At 71.5% G+C, this 20051-nt stretch carries 17 protein-coding genes and 1 pseudogene; 6 read left to right on the top strand and 12 right to left on the bottom strand.

Features of this window, described 5'->3' with window-relative positions:
• From desA to ABZ078_RS08115, 7 genes are all read right to left on the bottom strand, one after another.
• Positions 1-1443, bottom strand: a complete 1443-nt coding sequence (gene desA / locus ABZ078_RS08145; RefSeq protein WP_356572808.1) for a lysine decarboxylase DesA — start codon at positions 1441-1443, stop codon at positions 1-3.
• Between the two features lie 153 nt (positions 1444-1596).
• On the bottom strand, positions 1597-2406 hold the full coding sequence (locus ABZ078_RS08140; protein ID WP_356572806.1) for a siderophore-interacting protein: 810 nt from the start codon (positions 2404-2406) through the stop codon (positions 1597-1599).
• Between the two features lie 48 nt (positions 2407-2454).
• Positions 2455-3495 (bottom strand): ABC transporter substrate-binding protein, encoded by a 1041-nt coding sequence (locus ABZ078_RS08135; protein ID WP_356572805.1) that lies wholly within the window; start codon positions 3493-3495, stop codon positions 2455-2457.
• A 257-nt stretch (positions 3496-3752) separates the two neighbouring features.
• Positions 3753-4913 (bottom strand): acyl-CoA dehydrogenase family protein, encoded by a 1161-nt coding sequence (locus ABZ078_RS08130; RefSeq protein WP_356572803.1) that lies wholly within the window; start codon positions 4911-4913, stop codon positions 3753-3755.
• A gap of 6 nt (positions 4914-4919) precedes the next feature.
• Positions 4920-5855, bottom strand: a complete 936-nt coding sequence (locus tag ABZ078_RS08125) for a hydroxymethylglutaryl-CoA lyase (protein WP_356572801.1) — start codon at positions 5853-5855, stop codon at positions 4920-4922.
• Positions 5852-7780: an acetyl/propionyl/methylcrotonyl-CoA carboxylase subunit alpha gene (locus ABZ078_RS08120; RefSeq protein ID WP_356572799.1), complete on the bottom strand. Its 1929-nt coding sequence runs from the start codon at positions 7778-7780 to the stop codon at positions 5852-5854. The genes ABZ078_RS08125 and ABZ078_RS08120 overlap by 4 nt, the downstream gene beginning before the upstream one ends.
• Before the next feature lie 14 nt (positions 7781-7794).
• Positions 7795-9411, bottom strand: a complete 1617-nt coding sequence (locus tag ABZ078_RS08115) for a carboxyl transferase domain-containing protein (protein ID WP_356572797.1) — start codon at positions 9409-9411, stop codon at positions 7795-7797.
• Between the two features lie 95 nt (positions 9412-9506).
• Here ABZ078_RS08115 and ABZ078_RS08110 point away from each other — a divergent pair, with 95 nt between their 5' ends.
• The 4 genes and pseudogenes from ABZ078_RS08110 (at position 9507) to tesB (ending at position 12431) form a co-directional block, all read left to right on the top strand.
• Complete coding sequence (locus ABZ078_RS08110; protein WP_356572795.1) at positions 9507-10100, top strand: TetR/AcrR family transcriptional regulator; 594 nt, start codon at positions 9507-9509, stop codon at positions 10098-10100.
• Positions 10100-10243: pseudogene (locus ABZ078_RS08105) on the top strand (Uma2 family endonuclease); the annotation flags it as partial. The gene ABZ078_RS08110 and the pseudogene ABZ078_RS08105, both read left to right, overlap by 1 nt.
• 97 nt (positions 10244-10340) lie before the next feature.
• Positions 10341-11498, top strand: coding sequence for an acyl-CoA dehydrogenase family protein (locus ABZ078_RS08100; RefSeq protein ID WP_356572793.1), 1158 nt, complete (start codon positions 10341-10343; stop codon positions 11496-11498).
• A 66-nt stretch (positions 11499-11564) separates the two neighbouring features.
• Entirely contained in the window at positions 11565-12431 is an 867-nt protein-coding gene (gene tesB / locus ABZ078_RS08095; RefSeq protein WP_356572791.1) for an acyl-CoA thioesterase II, read from the top strand.
• 126 nt (positions 12432-12557) lie between these two features.
• On the opposite strand, the gene ABZ078_RS08090 is transcribed toward tesB, so the two are convergent.
• From ABZ078_RS08090 to ABZ078_RS08080, 3 genes are all read right to left on the bottom strand, one after another.
• Entirely contained in the window at positions 12558-13208 is a 651-nt protein-coding gene (locus tag ABZ078_RS08090) for a DedA family protein (protein ID WP_356572855.1), read from the bottom strand.
• A gap of 118 nt (positions 13209-13326) precedes the next feature.
• Complete coding sequence (locus tag ABZ078_RS08085; protein ID WP_356572789.1) at positions 13327-14115, bottom strand: phosphatase; 789 nt, start codon at positions 14113-14115, stop codon at positions 13327-13329.
• Positions 14116-14177: 62 nt separating this feature from the next.
• Positions 14178-16025: a PucR family transcriptional regulator ligand-binding domain-containing protein gene (locus ABZ078_RS08080; protein ID WP_356572787.1), complete on the bottom strand. Its 1848-nt coding sequence runs from the start codon at positions 16023-16025 to the stop codon at positions 14178-14180.
• Between the two features lie 152 nt (positions 16026-16177).
• Here ABZ078_RS08080 and speB point away from each other — a divergent pair, with 152 nt between their 5' ends.
• Together speB and ABZ078_RS08070 are read left to right on the top strand one after the other, a co-directional pair.
• Positions 16178-17158 carry an agmatinase gene (gene speB, locus ABZ078_RS08075; RefSeq protein ID WP_356572785.1) on the top strand — a complete coding sequence of 327 codons (981 nt, stop codon included), beginning with the start codon at positions 16178-16180 and terminating at the stop codon, positions 17156-17158.
• A complete protein-coding gene (locus tag ABZ078_RS08070) occupies positions 17155-18843 on the top strand; it encodes a thiamine pyrophosphate-binding protein (RefSeq protein WP_356572783.1) in 1689 nt (562 codons plus the stop codon). Before speB ends, ABZ078_RS08070 begins: the two co-directional genes overlap by 4 nt.
• A 12-nt stretch (positions 18844-18855) precedes the next feature.
• On the opposite strand, the gene ABZ078_RS08065 is transcribed toward ABZ078_RS08070, so the two are convergent.
• Together ABZ078_RS08065 and ABZ078_RS08060 are read right to left on the bottom strand one after the other, a co-directional pair.
• Complete coding sequence (locus ABZ078_RS08065; RefSeq protein ID WP_356572781.1) at positions 18856-19104, bottom strand: hypothetical protein; 249 nt, start codon at positions 19102-19104, stop codon at positions 18856-18858.
• Positions 19105-19223: 119 nt separating this feature from the next.
• On the bottom strand, positions 19224-20030 hold the full coding sequence (locus ABZ078_RS08060) for an endonuclease (protein ID WP_356572780.1): 807 nt from the start codon (positions 20028-20030) through the stop codon (positions 19224-19226).
• Between the last annotated feature and the right edge of the window lie 21 nt (positions 20031-20051).

Below are 20051 nucleotides of genomic sequence, written 5' to 3'. Positions count from 1 at the left end.
TCAGGACGCGCGGTCAAGGGATTCTCCCAGGTACTGCTCGGCGTGGCCGGCGATCAGGTCGAGGACGGCGGCGATGTCGGCCGCCTTCGTCTCGGGGTTGAGCAAGGTGAACTTCAGGTAGTGGCGGCCGCCCACCTTGGTGCCCGCGACCACGGCGTCACCGGAGGCGAACAGGGCCTTGCGGGCGTACAGGTTGGCGCGGTCGATCGCGGCGGGGTCGGTGACGGTCGCCGGGATGTAGCGGAAGACCAGGGTGGACAGGCTCGGCTCGACGACGACGTCGAAGCGGGGGTCGGCCGCCAGCAGCTTCCAGCCCTCCACCGCCAGGTCGCAGACCTCGTCGAAAAGCTGCCCGATGCCGTCGGCGCCCATCACGCGCAGGGTCATCCACAGCTTGAGGGCGTCGAAGCGGCGGGTCGTCTGCAGGGACTTGTCCACCTGGTTGGGGATGCGCTCCTGCACCATGCGCCGCGGGTTGAGGTACTCCGCGTGGTAGGTGGCGTGGCGCAGCGTGGCGGCGTCGCGGACCAGCACGGCGGAGGAACTCACCGGCTGGAAGAAGGACTTGTGGTAGTCGACGGTGACCGAGTCGGCGCGCTCGATGCCGTCGATGCGGTCGCGGTACTTCAGGGACGCCAGCAGACCGCAGCCGTAGGCGGCGTCTACGTGCATCCAGGCGCCGAACTGCTCGCACAGCTCGGCGATCTCGGGCAGCGGGTCGATGGAGCCGAAGTCGGTGGTGCCGGCGGTGGCGACGACGGCCATGGGGACCAGGCCGTCCTTCCTGCAGCGCTCCAGCTCGTGGGCGAGGGCGACGGTCTGCATGCGCTTGTCGTGGCCGACCGGGACGCAGACCACGGAGTCCGCGCTCAGCCCGAGGAGTTTGGCCGACTTCTTCACGCTGAAGTGGCTGACCTCGGAGGCGAAGATGCGCAGTTTCGCCAGGCTGTCGGTCTTGGCCTCCTCCCGGGCGAGCAGCAGCGCCTGGAGGTTGGACTGGGTGCCGCCGGAGGTGAACACGCCGTCGGCGTTCTCGCCGAGCCCTATGCGGTCGGTCGTCCAGTCGATGAGCTTGCGCTCGATGAGGGTGCCGCCGGCCGACTGGTCCCAGGTGTCGAGGGAGGAGTTGACGGCGGAGAGGATCGCCTCGCCGAGCACGGCCGGGATGACGACCGGGCAGTTGAGGTGGGCGAGGTAGCGGGGGTGGTGGAAGTAGATCGCGTCCCGGAGGTAGACGTCCTCCAGCTCGTCGAGGACCGCGGCGGTGTCGAGCAGCGGCTTGTCGAGGTCGATCGCGTCGATGGTGGGGGCGAGGGCGTCGACCGCGACGCCGGTGAACGGACGGTCGGTGGTGGCGAGTTTGGCCGCCACCCGCTCGATGCCTTCGGTCACGGAGCGGCGGTACTGCTCCGCGGTCGTGTCGTTGAGCAGGTGCGAGCGCATGGGGAGGTCCTCCGGTGGGGACGTGCCGTGAAGTGCCGTGGGGTTCAACTTAGGTAAGCCTAACCTAACTAACCTTGGTTTACGGCAGCACCAAGGGTGACTACGATCACTTCAGTCGCAGTGGATGCCCAATTGCCTTGCTTTCAGGGGCGGTCAGCCCTGCTCGCGCAACTGCTCCTCGGTGAGCCCCTGCCGCCAGTAGCCCACGAAGGTGACCCGGCGCCGGTCGACGCCGCGCTCACCGACGAAGTGCCGGCGCAGCGCCTTCACGCTGCCCGACTCGCCCGCGATCCAGACGTACGGGTGCTCGGCGGCGGGCAGTCGGGCGGCGCGGATGGCGTCGAGTGCCTCTTCCTGGACGAGCCAGGCGATCTCGGCGTCCGCCTCGGTCGCCAGGTCCTGGACGGTCCCGGCGTCCTGCACCTCCAGCCACACCCGGGCGCGGGTGCCGGCGGGCAGGGATTCGAGGATGGCGGCGACGGCGGGTACGGCGGTCTCGTCGCCCCAGATCACCACCAGGTCGGTGTCCTCGGGCGGCCGGAAGCGGATCGCCCGGTTGTCGGCGATCGCCGGGCCGAGCAGCAGGACCCGGTCGCCGGCGGTGGCGTGGGAGGCCCAGCGGGAGGCGGGGCCCGCCGGGGTGTGCAGGACGAAGTCGATGTCGATCTCGTCGGGGTGGCGGCGCAGGGCCCGAAGCGTGTACGAGCGCATCACGGCCCGCACGTCCTCGGGCAGTTCACGCCACCCCTGCCACCAGTCGTCACCGAGCTCGATCGGAACCTGCGGTTCGCGCTGGCCGGGATGCGGCAGGAACAGCGACAGGGACTGGTCACGCCCGTCGGAGAAGAAGTACCGCAGATCCTGCCCGCCGAAGGTGACCCGGACCATGGACGGACCGAGCCGCCGCGTCCGTACGACGTGCAGGGAGAAGAAACGGAACGGGGCGGCTACGGTCGTGCTCACGGGGTAACTCCTGAATCGGCGTCAGGGTGCCGGCCTCGGGGGCGCTGATCAGGCGACCTTCTTGGCCTTCTCGATCGCTTCCGCGAGGCTGGTCAGCAGGGGCGTGCACTTGTCGTACGACAGGATCGGCTCGGGTGAGCGCGCGATGATCTGCCCGGCCTTGACCGCGGGCAGCTTCTTCCAGGTGGCCTCGGTGATGTCGGCCGGCTGGATGGTCGAGGAGCGGTCGTCCATCATGATGATGTCGGCCGGGTACTTGTCGACGTTCTCCCAGCTCAGCGACTCGAACCAGCCGCCGGTGGCTTCCTTGGCCTTCTCGGAGGGCTCGACGAAGTTCACGCCGAGGGCCTTGAAGTACTCCAGGTCGACGGAGAGGTTGGTGCCGGAGACGTAGAAGAGGTCCTGGCTCGCGGAACCGGCCATCACCTTGATCTCGGGGCGGGCCTTCGCGGCCTTGCGCAGCCGCTCCGCGGCCGCCTCGAAGTCCTTCTTCGACTGGACGACCCTGTCGGCCTTCATGTCCGCGCCGAGGGACTCGGCCAGCTCCCACATCCGCTCCAGCGGCTGGGTGAGCTGGCGGTCGTAGGCGGAGACGGCGACGCTCGGGGCGAGCTTGGCGATCTTGTCCTTGGAGGCCTCGGGGACGTACCAGAGGGTGCCGGCGGCGTCGTAGGTCGTGGAGATGAGGACCTCGGGGGCGAACGCCGCGTACTTCTCGACGTTGAACTGGTCCCAGACGTTGCCGAAGACCGTCAGCTTGCTGATGTCCATGTCGCCGGCCTGCACGTCGGCCTTGCCGCTCTGCGTCTTGGTGGGGCCGAAGACGCCCTTGACGTCGATGCCGTAGTCGTACAGGGCGGCCGCGACGCCGACGAAGGCGACGATCCTCGTGGGCACCTTGTCCAGCTTCACGGTGGTGCCCCGGTCGTCCTTGAACGTCCAGGGGCCGGACTTGGCAGCGGTCGTGGCCTCGTTCGAACCACCGTCTTTCGCGTCGCCGTCCCCGCAGGCTGCGAGCACGGCCCCGAGACCGACGGCGCCGCCCGCGGCGAGGACGCCGCGGCGGGTGAGGTGGGTGGCGTTGGGCATGGGTACGCTGCTTTCGAACAGGGCGGATCACCCGCGGACAATTCGAAGGTAGGTTAGCCTAACCTCAGCTGATGTCCAGTGGCGGGTGCTTGCAATCGAAAGCCTTGGGTGCCCGTATGTTGGGATCGTACGGGTAGTCGGTCTCAACTCCCTTGCATTGGCCAGCCGTTGATGTCCAGCCGTGCCCCTTGCCCCCTGGTGCTCGACGTGCCGCCGCCCGCGCCCGCGCCCGGCCAGGCGCAGGCCGACGGCGGGGCTCAGCCCGCCAGCCCCAGCTCCCGGGCGATCAGCATGCGCTGCACCTCGCTCGTGCCCTCGCCGATCTCCAGGATCTTGGAGTCCCGCCACATCCGGGCGACGGGGTACTCGTTCATGAAGCCGTAGCCGCCGTGGATCTGGGTGGCGTCCCGGGCGTTGTCCACCGCCACCGTCGACGAGTACAGCTTCGCGAGGGCCGCCTCCTTCTTGAAGGGCTCCCCGGCCACGAGGCGCGACGCGGCGTCGCGCCAGGCCAGGCGGGCCGTGTGGGCCCTCATCTCCATGTCGGCGAGCTTGAACTGGATCGCCTGGTTGGCGCCGATCGGGCGGCCGAAGGCGTGGCGTTCCTTGGCGTACTTCACCGACTCGTCGACGCAGCCCTGCGCGAGGCCCGTCGCCAGCGCCGCGATGGCGATGCGGCCCTCGTCCAGGATGCGCAGGAACTGGGCGTAGCCGCGGCCCTCCTCGCCCAGGAGGTTGCCCGCCGGTACCCGGACGTCGGAGAAGGACAGCTCGCGGGTGTCGGAGGCGTTCCAGCCGACCTTGGAGTAGGGGGCGGCGACCGTGAAGCCCGGCGTGCCGGACGGGACGATGATCGCGGAGATCCGCGGCTTGCCGTCGGGCGCCCGGCCGGTGACGGCGGTGACCGTGACCAGGCCGGTGATGTCCGTGCCGGAGTTGGTGATGAAGCACTTGGTGCCGTTGATCACCCACTCGTTCGTCTCCGCGTCGAGCCGGGCCGTGGTACGGGTCGCGCCCGCGTCCGAGCCGCCGTCCGGTTCGGTGAGGCCGAAGGCGCCGAGCATCTCGCCGGAGCACAGGCGTGCCAGCCACTGCCGCTTCTGCTCGTCGGTGCCGAACAGATGGATCGGCATCGCGCCGAGCGAGACGCCCGCCTCCAGGGTGATGGCGACCGAGGAGTCCACCCGGGCCAGCTCCTCCAGCGCCACGCCCAGCGCCAGGTAGTCGCCGCCCATGCCGCCGTACTCCTCCGGGAACGGCAGGCCGAACAGGCCCATGCGGCCCATCTCCCGCACGATCTCGTACGGGAACTCGTGACGCTCGTAGAAGTCGCCGATCTTGGGCGCCACGACGTCGTGTGCGAACTCCTCCACCGTGCGGCGGAGTTCCTCCAGTTCGGGGGAGAGACGGTGGTCCATGGCTGTTCAGTGCTCCTTGTGGGAGAGGGCTCGGACGGTGCGGGACGGGCTGGGTCGGCCCAGTTGTTCGGCCATCCACGCGCTCGTGGCGACGAGGCGGTCGAGGTCGACTCCGGTGTCGATGCCGAGGCCCCGCAGCATCCACACGAGGTCTTCGGTGGCGAGGTTGCCGGTGGCGGACCTGGCGTAGGGGCAGCCGCCCAGGCCGCCGGCGGAGGCGTCGATCGTCGTGACGCCGTGTTCCAGGGCGGCGTAGGTGTTGGCGAGGGCCTGGCCGTAGGTGTCGTGGAAGTGGACGCCGACGACGTCCGTCGGCACGCCCTCCCCGTTGAGCGCGGAGAGGAGTTCCCGCACATGGCCGGGCGTGGCGACCCCGATCGTGTCGCCGAGGCTGAGCTCGTCGCAGCCCATGTCCCGCAGCGCCCCGCACACCCGGACCACCTGCCGGAGCGGGACCGCGCCCTCCCAGGGGTCGCCGAAGCACATGGAGACATAGCCGCGGACGTGCAGGCCCTCGTCCTTGGCCCGGGCCACGACCGGCTCGAACACCGCCAGCGACTCGTCCAGCGTGCGGTTGAGGTTGGCCTTGGCGAAGGACTCGGTGGCGCTGGCGAAGACGGCGACCCGCCGGGCGCCGAGCGCCAGGGCACGGTCCAGGCCGCGGGCATTGGGGACCAGCACGGGCAGATGCACGCCCTCCAGGCCGCTGACGAGCGGGAACAGCTGCTCGGCGTCGGCGAGTTGGGGCACCCACTTGGGGTGGACGAAGCTGGTGGCCTCGATGGTCGTCAGCCCCGCGTCGGCGAGCCGACGGACGAACTCCGCCTTGATCCCGGTCGGCACGGTCGACTTCTCGTTCTGCAGGCCGTCGCGCGCGCCGACCTCGTGGATCCGCACGCGGGTGGGCAGGTTCGGTGCCGGCACCGTCATCGGCAGCGTCATCGCTCCTCCTCCACCGGCTCGATGACCGCGAGCACCTGGTCCATGGCGACCGTGGCGCCCGGCGACACGTCCAGTTCGGCGACCGTCCCGGCGTGCGGCGCGGAGATGACGTGCTCCATCTTCATCGCCTCCACCACCAAAAGGCTCTGACCCGCGGTCACCTCGTCACCGACCGCCACCTTCACGACCGTCACCGTGCCGGGCATGGGCGCGGTCAGCGAGTCGGCGCCCGCGCGCGCGGCGCCGGTCAGGGACGCGGCCACCGGGTCGTGGTCGCGTACGTGCCACGCATCGCCGTCGCGGCCGAGCCAGTCGCCGGCCCGGTGGAAGGTGTGGCGGACGCCGTCCAGCAGGACGGACACCTGGTCCGGGGTGACGGTGTGCGTGCCGCGCGGGACGTACGCGACCGGCTCCTGCACCCGCAACGGGAAGACGACCGGCTTCGCGACGCCGCCCAGCCGCCAACCGCTGGGCACCGAGAACGGGTCCGTCCAGCCGTCGCCCCTCGGCCGCAGCGCCTCCAGCCGTACGGCCGCCGCCGCCTCGTAGACCTCGTCGGGCACGTCCGCGGAGACCAGGCCGGACGCCTCGCGCTCCACCAGGCCCGTGTCCAGCTCGCCCGCCACGACCGCCGGATGGGCGAGCAGCCGCCGCAGGAACCCCGCGTTCGTCTGCACGCCCAGCGTGACCGTCTCCGCGAGCGCAGCCCGGAGCTTGCGGATCGCCGTCTCCCGGTCCGGACCGTACGCGATCACCTTGGACAGCATCGGGTCGTACAGGCTGCCGACCTCCGTGCCCGGGCTGAGCCCGGAGTCGGTGCGGATGCCGTCGCCCTGGGGTTCGCGCAGCCGCAGTACCGTGCCCCCGGACGGCAGGAACCCGCGCGCCGGGTCCTCGGCACACACGCGCGCCTCGATCGCGTGGCCGGTGAGCGTGATGTCGGACTGGGCGAAGGGCAGCCGCTCGCCCGCCGCGACGCGCACCTGCCACTCCACCAGGTCGAGGCCGGTGATCAGCTCGGTGACCGGGTGCTCCACCTGGAGGCGGGTGTTCATCTCCATGAAGTAGTACGACGACGGGTCGCCGCCGGGGACGATGAACTCGACCGTGCCCGCGCCCCGGTAGCCGCAGGACCGTGCCGCCTGGACCGCGGCCTCGCCCATCGACGCGCGCGTGCTCTCGTCCAGCAGGACGGACGGCGCCTCCTCGATGATCTTCTGGTGGCGGCGCTGGAGGGAGCACTCGCGCTCGCCGAGGTGGACGACATGGCCGTGGCCGTCGGCCAGGACCTGGATCTCGATGTGCCGGGGGCGGTCGATCCACCGCTCGACGAGGAGGGTGTCGTCGCCGAAGGAGGCACGGGCCTCCCGGCGGGCGGCGGCGATCTCGTCCGTCAGCTTCTCCGGCTCCCGCACCAGCCGCATACCCTTGCCGCCACCGCCGGCGGAGGGCTTCAGCAGCACGGGCATGCCGATCTGCCGCGCCGCGTCCGCCAGTTCGGCGTCCGTCAGTCCGCTGCCGCTGGACCCGGGCACGACCGGCACCCCGGCCGCCTTCACCGTCTCCTTGGCGCGGATCTTGTCGCCCATCAGGGAGATCGCGTCGGCGGGCGGTCCGATGAAGACGAGCCCGGCGTCGGCGCACGCGCGCGCGAAGTCGGCGTTCTCCGCGAGGAAGCCGTAGCCGGGGTGCACCGCCTGCGCCCCGGTCCGCGCCGCCGCCTCCAGCAACCGCTCCACGGACAGATAGCTCTCGGCGGCCGGCGCCGGACCGATCCGTACCGCCGTGTCGGCCTCCCGCACATGCCGTGCGTCGGCGTCCGCGTCGGAGAAGACGGCCACCGAGCGGATGCCCAGCGAGCGGAGCGTACGGACGACCCGTACGGCGATCTCGCCGCGGTTGGCCACCAGCACTGTGTCGAACATGGGTTCCGTCCCCCTCACATCCGGAAGACGCCGAACTGGGGCTCACCCAGGGGCGCGTTGGCACAGGCGGTCAGGGCGAGGCCCAGCACCTGACGGGTCTCCAAGGGGTCGATGACCCCGTCGTCCCAGAGCCGGGCCGTGGCGTAGTAGGCGTTGCCCTGGCGCTCGTACTGCTCCCGGATCGGTGCCTTGAAGGCGTCCTCCTCCTCGGCCGGCCAGGACTCGCCGCGCGCCTCCAACTGGTCCCGCTTGACGGTCGCGAGGACGGAGGCGGCCTGCTCGCCGCCCATGACGGAGATCTTGGCGCCCGGCCACATCCACAGGAAGCGGGGCGAGTACGCCCGCCCGCACATGGAGTAGTTCCCCGCGCCGTACGACCCGCCGACCACGACCGTCAGCTTCGGCACGCGCGTGCAGGCCACCGCGGTGACCATCTTGGCGCCGTGCTTGGCGATGCCACCGGCCTCGTAGTCCTTGCCGACCATGAACCCGGAGATGTTCTGCAGGAAGACCAGCGGGATCCCGCGCTGGTCGCACAGCTCGATGAAGTGGGCGCCCTTCTGGGCGGACTCGGAGAACAGGATGCCGTTGTTGGCGACGATGCCGACCGGGTGGCCGTGGATCCGGGCGAAGCCGGTGACCAGGGTCTGGCCGAACTCGGACTTGAACTCCGCGAAACGGGAGCCGTCGACCACGCGCGCGATGATCTCGCGGACGTCGTAGGGGGTGCGGGAGTCGACGGGGACGGCGCCGTACAGGCCGTAGGGGTCGACCTTCGGTTCCGCGGCGGGCGTGACCTCCCAGGGAAGGGCTGCGCGCGCGGGGAGGGTGGCGACGATGTTCCGCACGATCTGCAGCGCGTGCGCGTCGTCCTCGGCGAGATGGTCGGTCACGCCGGACACCCGGGAGTGGACCTCACCGCCGCCCAGCTCCTCCGCGGTGACGACCTCTCCGGTGGCGGCCTTCACGAGCGGGGGGCCGCCGAGGAAGATCGTGCCCTGGCCGCGGACGATGACGGCCTCGTCGCTCATGGCGGGGACGTACGCGCCGCCCGCGGTGCAGGACCCGAGCACGGCGGCGATCTGCGGGATCCCGGCGCCCGACATGCGGGCCTGGTTGTAGAAGATCCGCCCGAAGTGCTCGCGGTCGGGGAACACCTCGTCCTGCATCGGCAGGAAGGCGCCCCCGGAGTCGACCAGGTACAGACACGGCAGCCGGTTCTCCAGAGCCACCTCCTGCGCGCGCAGGTGCTTCTTCACGGTCATCGGGTAGTACGTGCCGCCCTTGACCGTGGCGTCGTTGGCGACGATCACGCACTCGCGCCCGCTGACGCGTCCGATCCCGGCGATGACGCCGGCGGCCGGGGCCTGGCCGTCGTACATGCCGTCGGCGGCGAGGGGAGCGAGCTCCAGGAAGGGTGAACCGGGGTCGAGGAGGGTGTCGACCCGGTCCCTGGGCAGCAGCTTCCCGCGCGCGGTGTGCCGGGCGCGCGCCTTCTCGCCGCCTCCCAGCCGGGCGGCGGCGAGCTTGCCGCGCAGCTCCTCCACCAGTGCCCGATGGGCCTCCTCGTTGGCCCGCCAGGCCTGAGACGCGGGATCGGCCGCGCTCGCAAGCTCCGGTGCCTCGTGCATCCTGCGGTCCCCTCACCCAGTGATCGACCGTTAATGAGCGTTAACCATTTCCATCAGGTTAACGACCGCTAACCTCCCTGTCTAGAATTGCTTCCATGGCCACCAGAACCGATGCCCCGACCCGCCGCGAACAGATCCTCAAGGAGGCCGCGCGGCTGTTCGCCGAGCGCGGTTTCCACGGCGTCGGTGTCGACGAGATAGGCGCCGCCGTGGGCATCAGCGGGCCCGGCCTCTACCGGCATTTCGCCGGCAAGGACGCCATGCTCGCCGAGCTGCTCGTCGGCATCAGCGGCCAGCTGCTGACGGGCGCGAAGCGGCGTCTCGCGGAGGCCGACGGGGTGCCGCCCGAGGCGGTACTCGACTCCCTCATCGAGGGCCACATCGACTTCGCCCTCGACGACCGGCCTCTGATCACCCTGCACGACCGCGAGCTGGACCGCCTGCGCGACAGCGACCGCAAGCTCGTGCGGCAGCTCCAGCGGCAGTACGTCGAGCTGTGGGTGGAGGTGGTGCGCGAGGTGTACCCGGACCTGACGGAGCCGACGGCCCGCTCGGCGGTGCACTCGGTGTTCGGCCTGCTGAACTCCACGCCCCACCTGGGGCGCCCGGGGTCGCTGCCGGGGCGGGGGGTCACGGCGGAGTTGCTGCACCGGATGGCTCGGGGGGCGTTCGGGGCGGCGGGGGGCTGACCGGCACCATCGAAGTGCATTCCGACCCGTGTAAAGGGCGCTACACGCGCAAGGACGCCTACATCTACGGCGACGCGGTGCCGTTCGGCCCGTGGACCATCGCGACATCCGAGTTTCGCCGCTACGGCAGACCAGGAGAGTGACGAGCGTTACGGCCGTTCCACCCTGGACGCCGCTCGCTACCCGCCGGTACGGTTGAGTGAGCAAGCGCTTAGACATGTACCGGTGGAGGTGGACGGCGTGCGCCGTACGGTGTTCAACGAGGATCACGAGGCGTTCCGGGAGACCATCCGGGCCTTCATCGAGGCCGAGGTGGTCCCGGTCTACGACGAGTGGTTCGCGGCCGGCCAGGCGCCCCGCGACTTCTACTACAAGCTCGCCGAGCTCGGCGTCTTCGGCATCCGCGTCGACGAGGAGTACGGCGGCGCCGGCATCGACTCGTACAAGTTCGAAGCGATCATGTACGAGGAGACCGCCCGCGCGGGTGTGCAGTTCGGCGGCTCCGGCGTGCACGTGCTGCTCGGTCTGCCGTACATCAAGATGCTCGCCACCGACGAGCAGAAGAAGCGGTTCCTGCCGAAGTTCGTCTCCGGTGAGGAGATGTGGGCGCTGGCGATGACCGAGCCGGGCACCGGCTCCGACCTCGCGGGCATGAAGACCACCGCCAAGCTCTCCGAGGACGGCACGCACTACGTCCTCAACGGCGCCAAGACCTTCATCACCGGCGGCGTGCACGCCGACCGCGTGATCGTCTGCGCCCGTACCTCCGCCCCGACGGCCGAGGACCGCCGCCACGGCATCTCCCTGTTCGCCGTGGACACCAAGTCCGAGGGCTACTCCGTCGGCCGCAAGCTCGACAAGCTCGGCCTGAAGACCTCCGACACCGCCGAGCTGGCGTTCGTCGACGTCAAGGTCCCTGTCGAGGACCTGCTCGGCGAGGAGAACAAGGGCTTCTCCTACCTCGGCCACAACCTGGCCTCCGAGCGCTGGGGCATCGCCTTCGGTGCCTACGCCCAGGCCAAGGCCGCCGTGCGGTTCGCCAAGCAGTACGTCCAGGAGCGCACCGTCTTCGGCAAGCCGGTCGCCCACTTCCAGAACACCAAGTTCGAGCTGGCCGCCTGCCAGGCCGAGGTCGACGCGGCGGAGGCCGTCGCCGACCGCGCGCTGGAGGCCCTGGACGCCGGTGAGCTGACCCCGGCCGAGGCGGCCTCCGCCAAGCTGTTCTGCACCGAGGTCGCGCACCGCGTGATCGACCGCTGCCTCCAGCTGCACGGTGGCTACGGCTTCATGAACGAGTACCCGATCGCCCGCCTGTACGCCGACAACCGCGTCAACCGCATCTACGGCGGCACCAGCGAGATCATGAAGACGATCATCGCGAAGGACATGGGTCTGTAAGGCTCCGCGTCACCGGCCAACCGCACCGGCCACCGCACCACGTCACCGGCCCACAGAAAAGGTGCCATGAACCAGGCACTAGAGGATCTCCTCGATCTGCTCGACCTGGAGCAGATCGAGGAGAACATCTTCCGCGGCCAGTCCCGGTCCGCCGTCGTCCCGCGGGTCTTCGGCGGCCAGGTCGCGGCCCAGGCGCTCGTCGCCGCCGGGCGCACGGTCCCCGAGGACCGGCACGCCCACTCCCTCCACGCCTACTTCCTGCGCATGGGGGACCCGGGCGCGCCGATCGTCTACAACGTCGACCGCATGCGCGACGGCCGCTCCTTCACCACGCGCCGCGTCGTCGCGGTCCAGCACGGCAAGCCGATCTTCGCCCTGTCGGCGTCCTTCCAGACGTACGAGGAGGGGCTGGACCACCAGATTCCGATGCCGCCGGCGCCCGACCCGGCGACGCTCCCCACCTCCGAGGAGCGTCTGCGCGGGTACGGCCACCTTGACCCGGCGGTCGTCGAGAGGTTCCTGGAGGCACGTCAGGCGGTCGACCTGCGCTATGTCGACGAGCCGCCGTACGGCAGGTTCGGCGAGCCCCGCGAACCGCACTCCCAGGTCTGGTTCCGCACCAACGGCAAGCTCGCCGACGACCCCCTGCTGCACGTGGTGCTCGCCACGTACGTCTCCGACATGACCCTCCTCGACTCGGTCCTGCTGGCGCACGGCCGGGGCGGCTGGGCCGTCGGCGACGTGGTCGGCGCCTCGCTGGACCACGCGATGTGGTTCCACCGGCCGTTCCGGGCGGACGAGTGGCTGCTGTACGACCAGGAGTCGCCGTCGGCGCACGGCGGGCGTGGGCTCGGGCAGGCCCGGATCTACACGCAGGACGGGCGGCTCGCGGTGTCGGTGATCCAGGAGGGCGTGGTCCGGGTCCCGCGGTGACGGCTCGTCGTCGGTCGGATCGCTGTCCGGGGGCGGCGGGGGTGGCACGTCGTTCGTCGGATCGCTGTCGGGGGCCGCGGTGACGGCTGGCCGTTCGACCACCCGTCCCGGCCCGGCGTCGACGGCTCACCGTCCGCCCGACTGCCCCCCGCTTTCCGCGGTGACCGTCGGCCGCTCGGTCGGCCGGTTGCCGCCGCGGCGTCGGCCGCTGCCCGACCGGAACACCCGCAGGGCCAGGAACCCGACGACGACCAGGGCCACGAGTCCCAGGATGACCTTGGAGTACAGCCCCACCAGGTCGGTGACCTCGTGCCAGCGCGCTCCGAGGGCGTAGCCGGCGGAGATGAAGGCGGTGTTCCAGATGAGACTGCCCACCGCGGTCAGGGTGAGGAACACCGGCAGCCGCATGCGTTCGACGCCGGCCGGGATCGATATCAGGCTGCGGAAGATGGGCACGAAGCGGCCGAAGAAGACCGCCTTGGTGCCGTGCCGGAGGAACCACGCCTCCGTCCGCTCCACGTCCGCGACCTTCACCAGCGGCAGCCGGGCCGCCACCGCCATCAGCCGTTCGCGGCCGAAGACCGCCCCCAGCAGGTAGAGGGCCAGCGCGCCCACCACCGAACCCGCCGTCGTCCAGGCGACGGCGGCGACGACGTCCATCCGGCCCTGGCTCGCGGTGAACCCCGCCAGCGGCAGGATCACCTCGCTCGGCAGCGGCGGGAACAGGTTCTCCAGGGCGATGGCCAGTCCGGCCCCCGGGCCGCCCAGCTTTTCCATGAGGTCGGCGGCCCAGCCGGCGACTCCGCCGACGGGTGCGTCGGACACAGCAGCGATGATCATGCGCTTACTTTACGAACGCTTGACTAAAGGCGCGATGAGGAAGGCCACACTCCACCTAGGACAGCCCCGCCTCCGCGAGCAGGTACGCCGTCATCGGGTTGTAGTACCGGGGGCTCACCACATGGTCGTCCAGCGGCACCACCACCTGCACCGTCCCCTCCGCCTCCGCGAGGAACAGCGCCGGGTCGTTGCAGTCCGCGTAGCCGACCGAGTCGACGCCGTGCTGTCCGGCGTAGCCCGCCCAGCCGTGGTCGGCGACCACCAGGTCCGGCAGCGCACGCCCCTCGCGCTCGAGTCCCGTCAGGATGGCCTTCATCGGGTCGCCGGAGTGGGTGTGCCACAGGGTGGCGCCGTGTTCGAGGACCGCCACGTCGGCGAACTGCATGACGTAGCCCTCCTCCGTCTGGAGGCCCTCCGGGATCACGACGATCTCGCAGCCCGCCGTGCGCAGGGCGGCGGCGGTGGCGCGGTGGACGTCCAGCAGGCCGCCCGGGTGGCCGGTGGCGAACAGGACGCGCTGCCCGCCGTCCGCCGCCTTGCGCAGGCGGGCCGCCATCCGCTCCAGCGCGGCCACGGTCAACTCGGGGTCGATGGTGTCCTGACCGTGGCGGTGCTCCGCGTCGTCGTTCACGCCGACACGCTCCGCCATCACCGCGAGCACGTCCTGCTCGTCGGTCCAGCGGTCGCCGAGCTCCAGGCCGAGCCAGTAGTGGCGGTTGCCGTTCGCCAACTGGCGGTAGTGGGAGAGGTTGTTCTCGCGGGGCGTCGCGACATCGCCCGCGATACGGGTTCTGACGAGGTGGTCGACGAGCTCGGCGCGGCTGGGTGTCCCGGGTATCGGCATGGTTCCCATTGTGAGGCAGACAACTGCGGGAACGTCCGGGTCCGGCGCGCGTGCGACGCGGGTCACTGTACGGGCCGGCGTTCGCCGTGCCGCAGCGCGAACCACAGCTCCATGCGTACGTCCGGGTCGTCCAGGTCGGTGTCCAGCAGCGCCGCGCACCGGGCGATCCGCTGGCGGACGGTGTTGCGGTGGACGGACAGGGCCACCGCCGTGCGGTCCCAACTGCCGTGCAGGGAGAGCCAGGTGCGCAGGGTCTCGGTGAGCGGGGCCGTGAGCGGCGCGAGGAGGGTGCGGGCGTGGGTCTCCGCCTCGCCCGGGGAGAGCAGGTCCGTCAGGGCCGGGCGGTGGCTGCCGTGCCGGACCAGGGGGGTGCGGGTGGCCCTCGCCCGGGACAGCGCCCGGGCCGCCTGGGTGTCGGCCGCCGGCCAGTCCCGGGGCTCCGCGGGGGCGCTGACGCCCAGGGTCCAGCCGGACTGCGGGGCCGGTTCACGGTCCGCCGGGACGAGGACGCGTACGACGTCCGGCGCGAGGTCGACCAGCGGGGAGCCCAGGGTCGCGCCCAGCGCCGCGGCCGCCACCGGATCGCAGGGCCGGGCGTCGGGGCGGGCGTGGACCACGAGCCGGCGGTCGCCGCCGAGGAGCGGGGCCACCGTCTCCGGCTCGGCCCCCAGCAACAGCCGCACGAGCGCCGAGGACCGGGCCGCACCGGAGCCGCTCTGCTGCTCGCCGGTGAGGAGGGACAGGAGCACGGCGGCGACGGAGGCGATCGTGTGGTCACCGGGCTCACGACGCGGGATGGCGACCCCGAGCACGAAGCCCTGGCGAGCGCCGAGGGCGTAGGCGGCGAGGTGGATGCCGGAGGGGGTGGTGTCGGTGGCGGACGCGGGGGCGGGCCTGGGTCCGGCGGTGGCGGTCGGGTGGGTGGTGGCACGGTGGGGGTGGTCGGTGGCGGTGGAGACGGCGGGAGCCGGGCCGATGGTCGGGCGGGAGCGGTCGGCCTCCGTCGGACGGCCTGTCGCGGCTTTCGCCGGCCCAGTCGTCGCCGCGGCGGCGGACGCCGCCCCGGTCGTCCCCCCAGCGGACGCCGATCCAGTGGATGCCGCTCCAGTCGTCGCTGTCCCGGCTGTCGTCGTCTCGGTCTTCGCGGCACCAGCCGCCGCTCCACCCGCAGCCGCCCCATCTGCCGCCGCTCCACCCGCAGCCGCCCCATCCGCCGCCGCTGCCTCCCCCTCCCTCGCCGAGTCGCCGCTTCTCAGATCCACACGCCCCGGCCGTACCACCTCCGCCAGCTCGCGCAGCGCCCCCCGTACCTCGCCCGCGGGGCCTCGCCCCGCCTCCCCGATCACCGCCCCCTCCGGTCCGTAGAGCACCGCCCGGCCGCCGACCCGCTGGGCCAGTTGCCGCAGGACCGCGTGGACGGGATCGGGGCGTGCGGCGGCCGCCGCCAGGCTCTGCTGGGCCTCCGTCACGCGGCGGAGTTCGGCGAGGCGGGCCCGGGCCATCAGTTGCCAGACCGCGCGGGCGACGCCCGAGAAGGTCGTCCGGGGCGGGACCTCCAGCAAAGGCAGCTCGTACGCCTCGCAGGCCGCGACCAGGGCGTGCGGCACCGTGTCGTGGACGGGGGCGAGGCCAAAACCGAGCGCCGCACCGCCCGCCGCCACGATCCTCGACACGTAGTCGTCGAAGTAGGTCCCGGAACCCGCCGCCTCGGGGATGTGCACCCCGGCCGTCAGCAGCAGCTCGCCGCCCAGCAGATACGGGTACGGATCGGCCATCTCCGAGGTGTGCGCCCAGTGGATCACCGTGTCCGCGTCCGTCGGTCCGGCGATCTGGCGCAGGCCCAGGTCCTCGCGGGCCAGGAGGGCCGAGAGCGGGACCGGTGGGGTGGGGGGAACAGTGGGTTCCGGCATGGACGTTTCCTATAGTCGGGCGCTCTCCGATGGATGAAACGTACACTCCCGGGGCACCTGCCGAGCCATCTAGGGTCAGTTCCGGACCACCGGAGCCATCGGCTGAGGAACCGCACACACACCCGATGACGCGCAGGAAAGAAGGCACCACCATGACCGGCAACGAGACGCCCCGCGGCCCCGTCGACTCCTCCCGCATCCCGCGGTACGCCGGCCCCGCCACCTTCGCCCGGCTGCCCCGCCTCGACGAGGTCGGCCGCGCCGACGTCGCCGTGGTCGGTGTGCCGTTCGACTCGGGGGTCTCGTACCGGCCGGGCGCCCGCTTCGGCGGCAACGCGATCCGCGAGGCGTCCCGGCTGCTGCGCCCGTACAACCCGGCGCAGGACGCCTCCCCCTTCGCCCTCGCGCAGGTCGCCGACGGCGGTGACATCGCCGTGAACCCGTTCGACATCAACGAGGCCGTCGAGACGGTCGAGGCCGCCGCCGACGAGCTGCTCGGCACCGGCGCCCGCCTGATGACCCTGGGCGGCGACCACACCATCGCCCTGCCGCTGCTGCGCTCGGTCGCCAAGAAGCACGGCCCGGTCGCCCTGCTCCACTTCGACGCCCACCTCGACACCTGGGACACCTACTTCGGCGCCGAGTACACCCACGGCACGCCCTTCCGGCGCGCGGTCGAGGAGGGCATCCTCGACACCTCCGCCCTGTCCCACGTCGGTACGCGCGGCCCGCTGTACGGCAAGCAGGACCTCACCGACGACGAGAAGATGGGCTTCGGCATCGTCACCTCGGCGGACGTCTACCGACGCGGCGCCGACGAGGTCGCCGACCAGCTCCGCCAGCGCATCGGCGACCGCCCGCTGTACATCTCCATCGACATCGACTGCCTCGACCCGGCGCACGCCCCCGGTACCGGCACCCCCGAGGCGGGCGGCATGACCTCCCGCGAGCTGCTGGAGATCCTGCGCGGGCTGGCGTCCTGCCACCTGGTCTCCGCGGACGTCGTCGAGGTGGCGCCCGCGTACGATCACGCGGAGATCACGTCGGTGGCCGCGTCCCACACGGCCTACGAACTGACCACGATCATGTCCCGCCAGATCGCCGAGGCCCGTAAGGAGAACGAGGGCAAGTGACCCACGACCACGACCTGGTGCTCCGCCCGACCGAGGCGCAGATCGCCGCCGCCCTGAACCCTCCGGCCGGCCGCAACGGTGGAGACCTGGTCGTGGAGACGCTGGCCGGGCTCGGCGCGACGACGGTGTTCGGCCTGCCCGGCCAGCACGCGCTGGGCGTGTTCGACGCGCTGCGGCGGTCCGACCTGCGGTACATCGGGCTGCGGGTGGAGAACAACGCCGCCTTCGCGGCGGACGCGTACGGCCGGATCACGGGCGAGGCGGCGCCGCTGCTGCTGTCGACGGGACCGGGCGCGCTGACCTCCCTGGCCGCGCTCCAGGAGGCGGCCGCGGCCTCCGCCCCCGTCCTGGCGATCAGCAGCCAGGTCCCGACAGCCGGACTGGGGGGCGGCAGGCACGGGTATCTGCACGAACTCCCCGACCAGGCGGCCTCCTTCCGGGGCGTGGTGAAGTCCGTCCACACGGTCCGCACCCAGTCCCAGATCCCCTCCGCGATCGAGGCGGCCTGGAAGTCGGCGCTGACCGCCCCGCACGGCCCGGTGTGGGTGGAGATCCCGCAGGACGTGCTGCTCGCGCCGACGGCGATCCCGGTGGTGACGGGCGGTGACGCCTTTCCCGAGGAGCTGCCGCCGCGCCCCGAACTGACCGCGGTGGCCGCCGACCTGCTGTCGAAGGCGACCCGTCCGGCGATCATCGCGGGCGGGGGAGTGGTCCGGGCGGACGCCTCGGGCAAGCTGAGGCAGTTGGCGGAGCGGCTCCGGGCGCCGGTCGTCACGACCCCCGGCGGCAAGGGCGCGTTCCCGTGGACGCACCCCCTGTCCCTCCAGTCCTGGCTGGAGGACCGGCACACCACGGACTTCCTGGAGGACGCCGACGTACTCCTGGTCGTCGGCTCGGGCCTCGGTGAACTCTCCTCGAACTACCACACGTTCAAGCCGCGCGGCCGGGTCATCCAGATCGAGGCCGACCTCGGCAAGCTGGAGTCCAACCACCCGGCGCTCGGCATCCACGCGGACGCCCGACTGGCGTTGCAGGCGCTGCTGGAGACGGTGTCGGCACGTGAGGACGCGTCAGCGGCGGACCGGGTGCGGGAGCTGCTCGCGAAGGTCGCCGACCGCATCGCCGCCCAGGAACTCACCCTGGAGCAGGAGGTGCTGGCGTCCGTGCGCCGTGCCCTCCCCGCCGACTCCCCGTCCTTCTGGGACATGACCATCCTGGCCTACTGGGCCTGGTCGGCCTTCGACGCCAAGGGCCCCAACCACATGCACTCCGCCCAGGGCGCCGGCGGCCTGGGCTACGCCTTCCCGGCGGCGCTGGGCGCGGCGGTCGCGGATCCGACCTGCCCGGTCCTCGCGGTCTCCGGCGACGGCGGCGCCCTGTACTCGATCGCCGAACTGGCGACGGCCCGCCAGTACGACCTGAACGTCACCTGGCTGATCGTCGACGATGGCGGCTACGGCATCCTGCGCGAGTACATGACGGACGCGTTCGGGAAGGCGACGGCGACGGAGCTGACGCGGCCGGACTTCGTGGCGCTGGCCGCGTCCTTCGGCGTCCCCGGGGTCCGTGCGACCCCGGAGACGCTGGAGTCCGACCTGGCGAAGGCGCTGTCCGCGCCGGGGCCCTCGGTGGTGGTACTCCCGGCGGTGCTGCGGATGTTCGCGCCCACGCATCTGACGGGGTGACGCCTCGGCGGTCTAGCCGCGCGTGTCGTCGATGTGGTCGCGGTTGTAACAGGCGTCGTCCAGGGCGGGACCGGTCCACGGTGCGGCTACCGGGACGAGCGCGAGTGCCTGCCTGCACAGGGAGGCGGTGGAGAAGTCCCGGTAACCGGCGATGGTGATGCGGCCCCGCTCGCGGTCGTGGTCGTGTTCGTCGGCGTGGGCCGGACCGGCGAGTACGAAGGCTGCCATGGTGAGCGCGGCGAGCGCGCTGATCTTTTTCATAGCCGGGTCAACGGCGCCGGATCGGCGCAGGTCACTCCGCTGCACAGGTGGTTGGCGAGCGCGCCAGGGGCCGCCGAAGCCCCTGGCGCGGCATCGGCGGCCCGACGGGGACCGCTCGCTTACCAGATCGCCTCGACCCACTCCGGGTGGTCGATGAACGGGTTGCGGTTGCCCTGGTAGTTGTCGTGGATGACCTCGTTGCGGCGCTCCTCGAAGGCGTCCGGCGGGTCCTCGTCGTTCCACTGCTTCAGGACCGACAGGCGGCCGTGGTACGGGACGCTGCCGTTGGTGACGGCGTCGTTGGGCTCCAGGTCGGGCCAGCTGTCCGTGCCCTCGTAGCGGACGGCCATGTACAGGATCATGCGGGCCACGTCGCCCTTGACGGCGTCGCGGGGCTCGAAGGAGTTGGAGTCGGTCAGGCTGCCGCCGGAGTTGGTGAAGCCGCTGCCGCCGTTGTCGAAGTCCTTGTTGCCGCGGATGGAGTTGACCTGGACGTCCTCGGGGCGCAGATGGTGCAGGTCGGTGCCGGGGCCCGCGGAGGTGCCGAAGTCGCCGTGGGACTGCGCCCACACGTGCTCGCGGTTCCAGTTGCCGGTGCTGCCGCCGTTCAGCGACTTGCTGCGGGAGATACCGCTGTACAGCAACTTCACGTTGTTGCTGTTGTTCGGGTCCTGGTCGGTGACCTTCAGGGCGTTCCAGACGGCGGAGTACGAGATCGCCGTCTGGTCGCTGATGATCGTGTGCAGCGAGTCCTTCAGGGCCGTGCCGGTCTTGCCGATCGCGTCGGCGTAGTACGTGTCGTCGTACGCCGTCGTGGTCGCCGCGGCCGGGGTCGCCGTCAGCGCCGGGGTGGTGAGGCCGACCAGGACGGCGGCCGTCGTCAGCGCCACTGACTTCCAGCGGCGGCGTATGCGTGTCGCCAGCATGTGGGGTGTCCCATCTACGCG

This window comes from Streptomyces sp. NPDC006385 (assembly GCF_040612485.1).
Lineage (GTDB): Bacteria > Actinomycetota > Actinomycetes > Streptomycetales > Streptomycetaceae > Streptomyces.
This window is presented reverse-complemented; position numbering and strand designations above follow the sequence as displayed.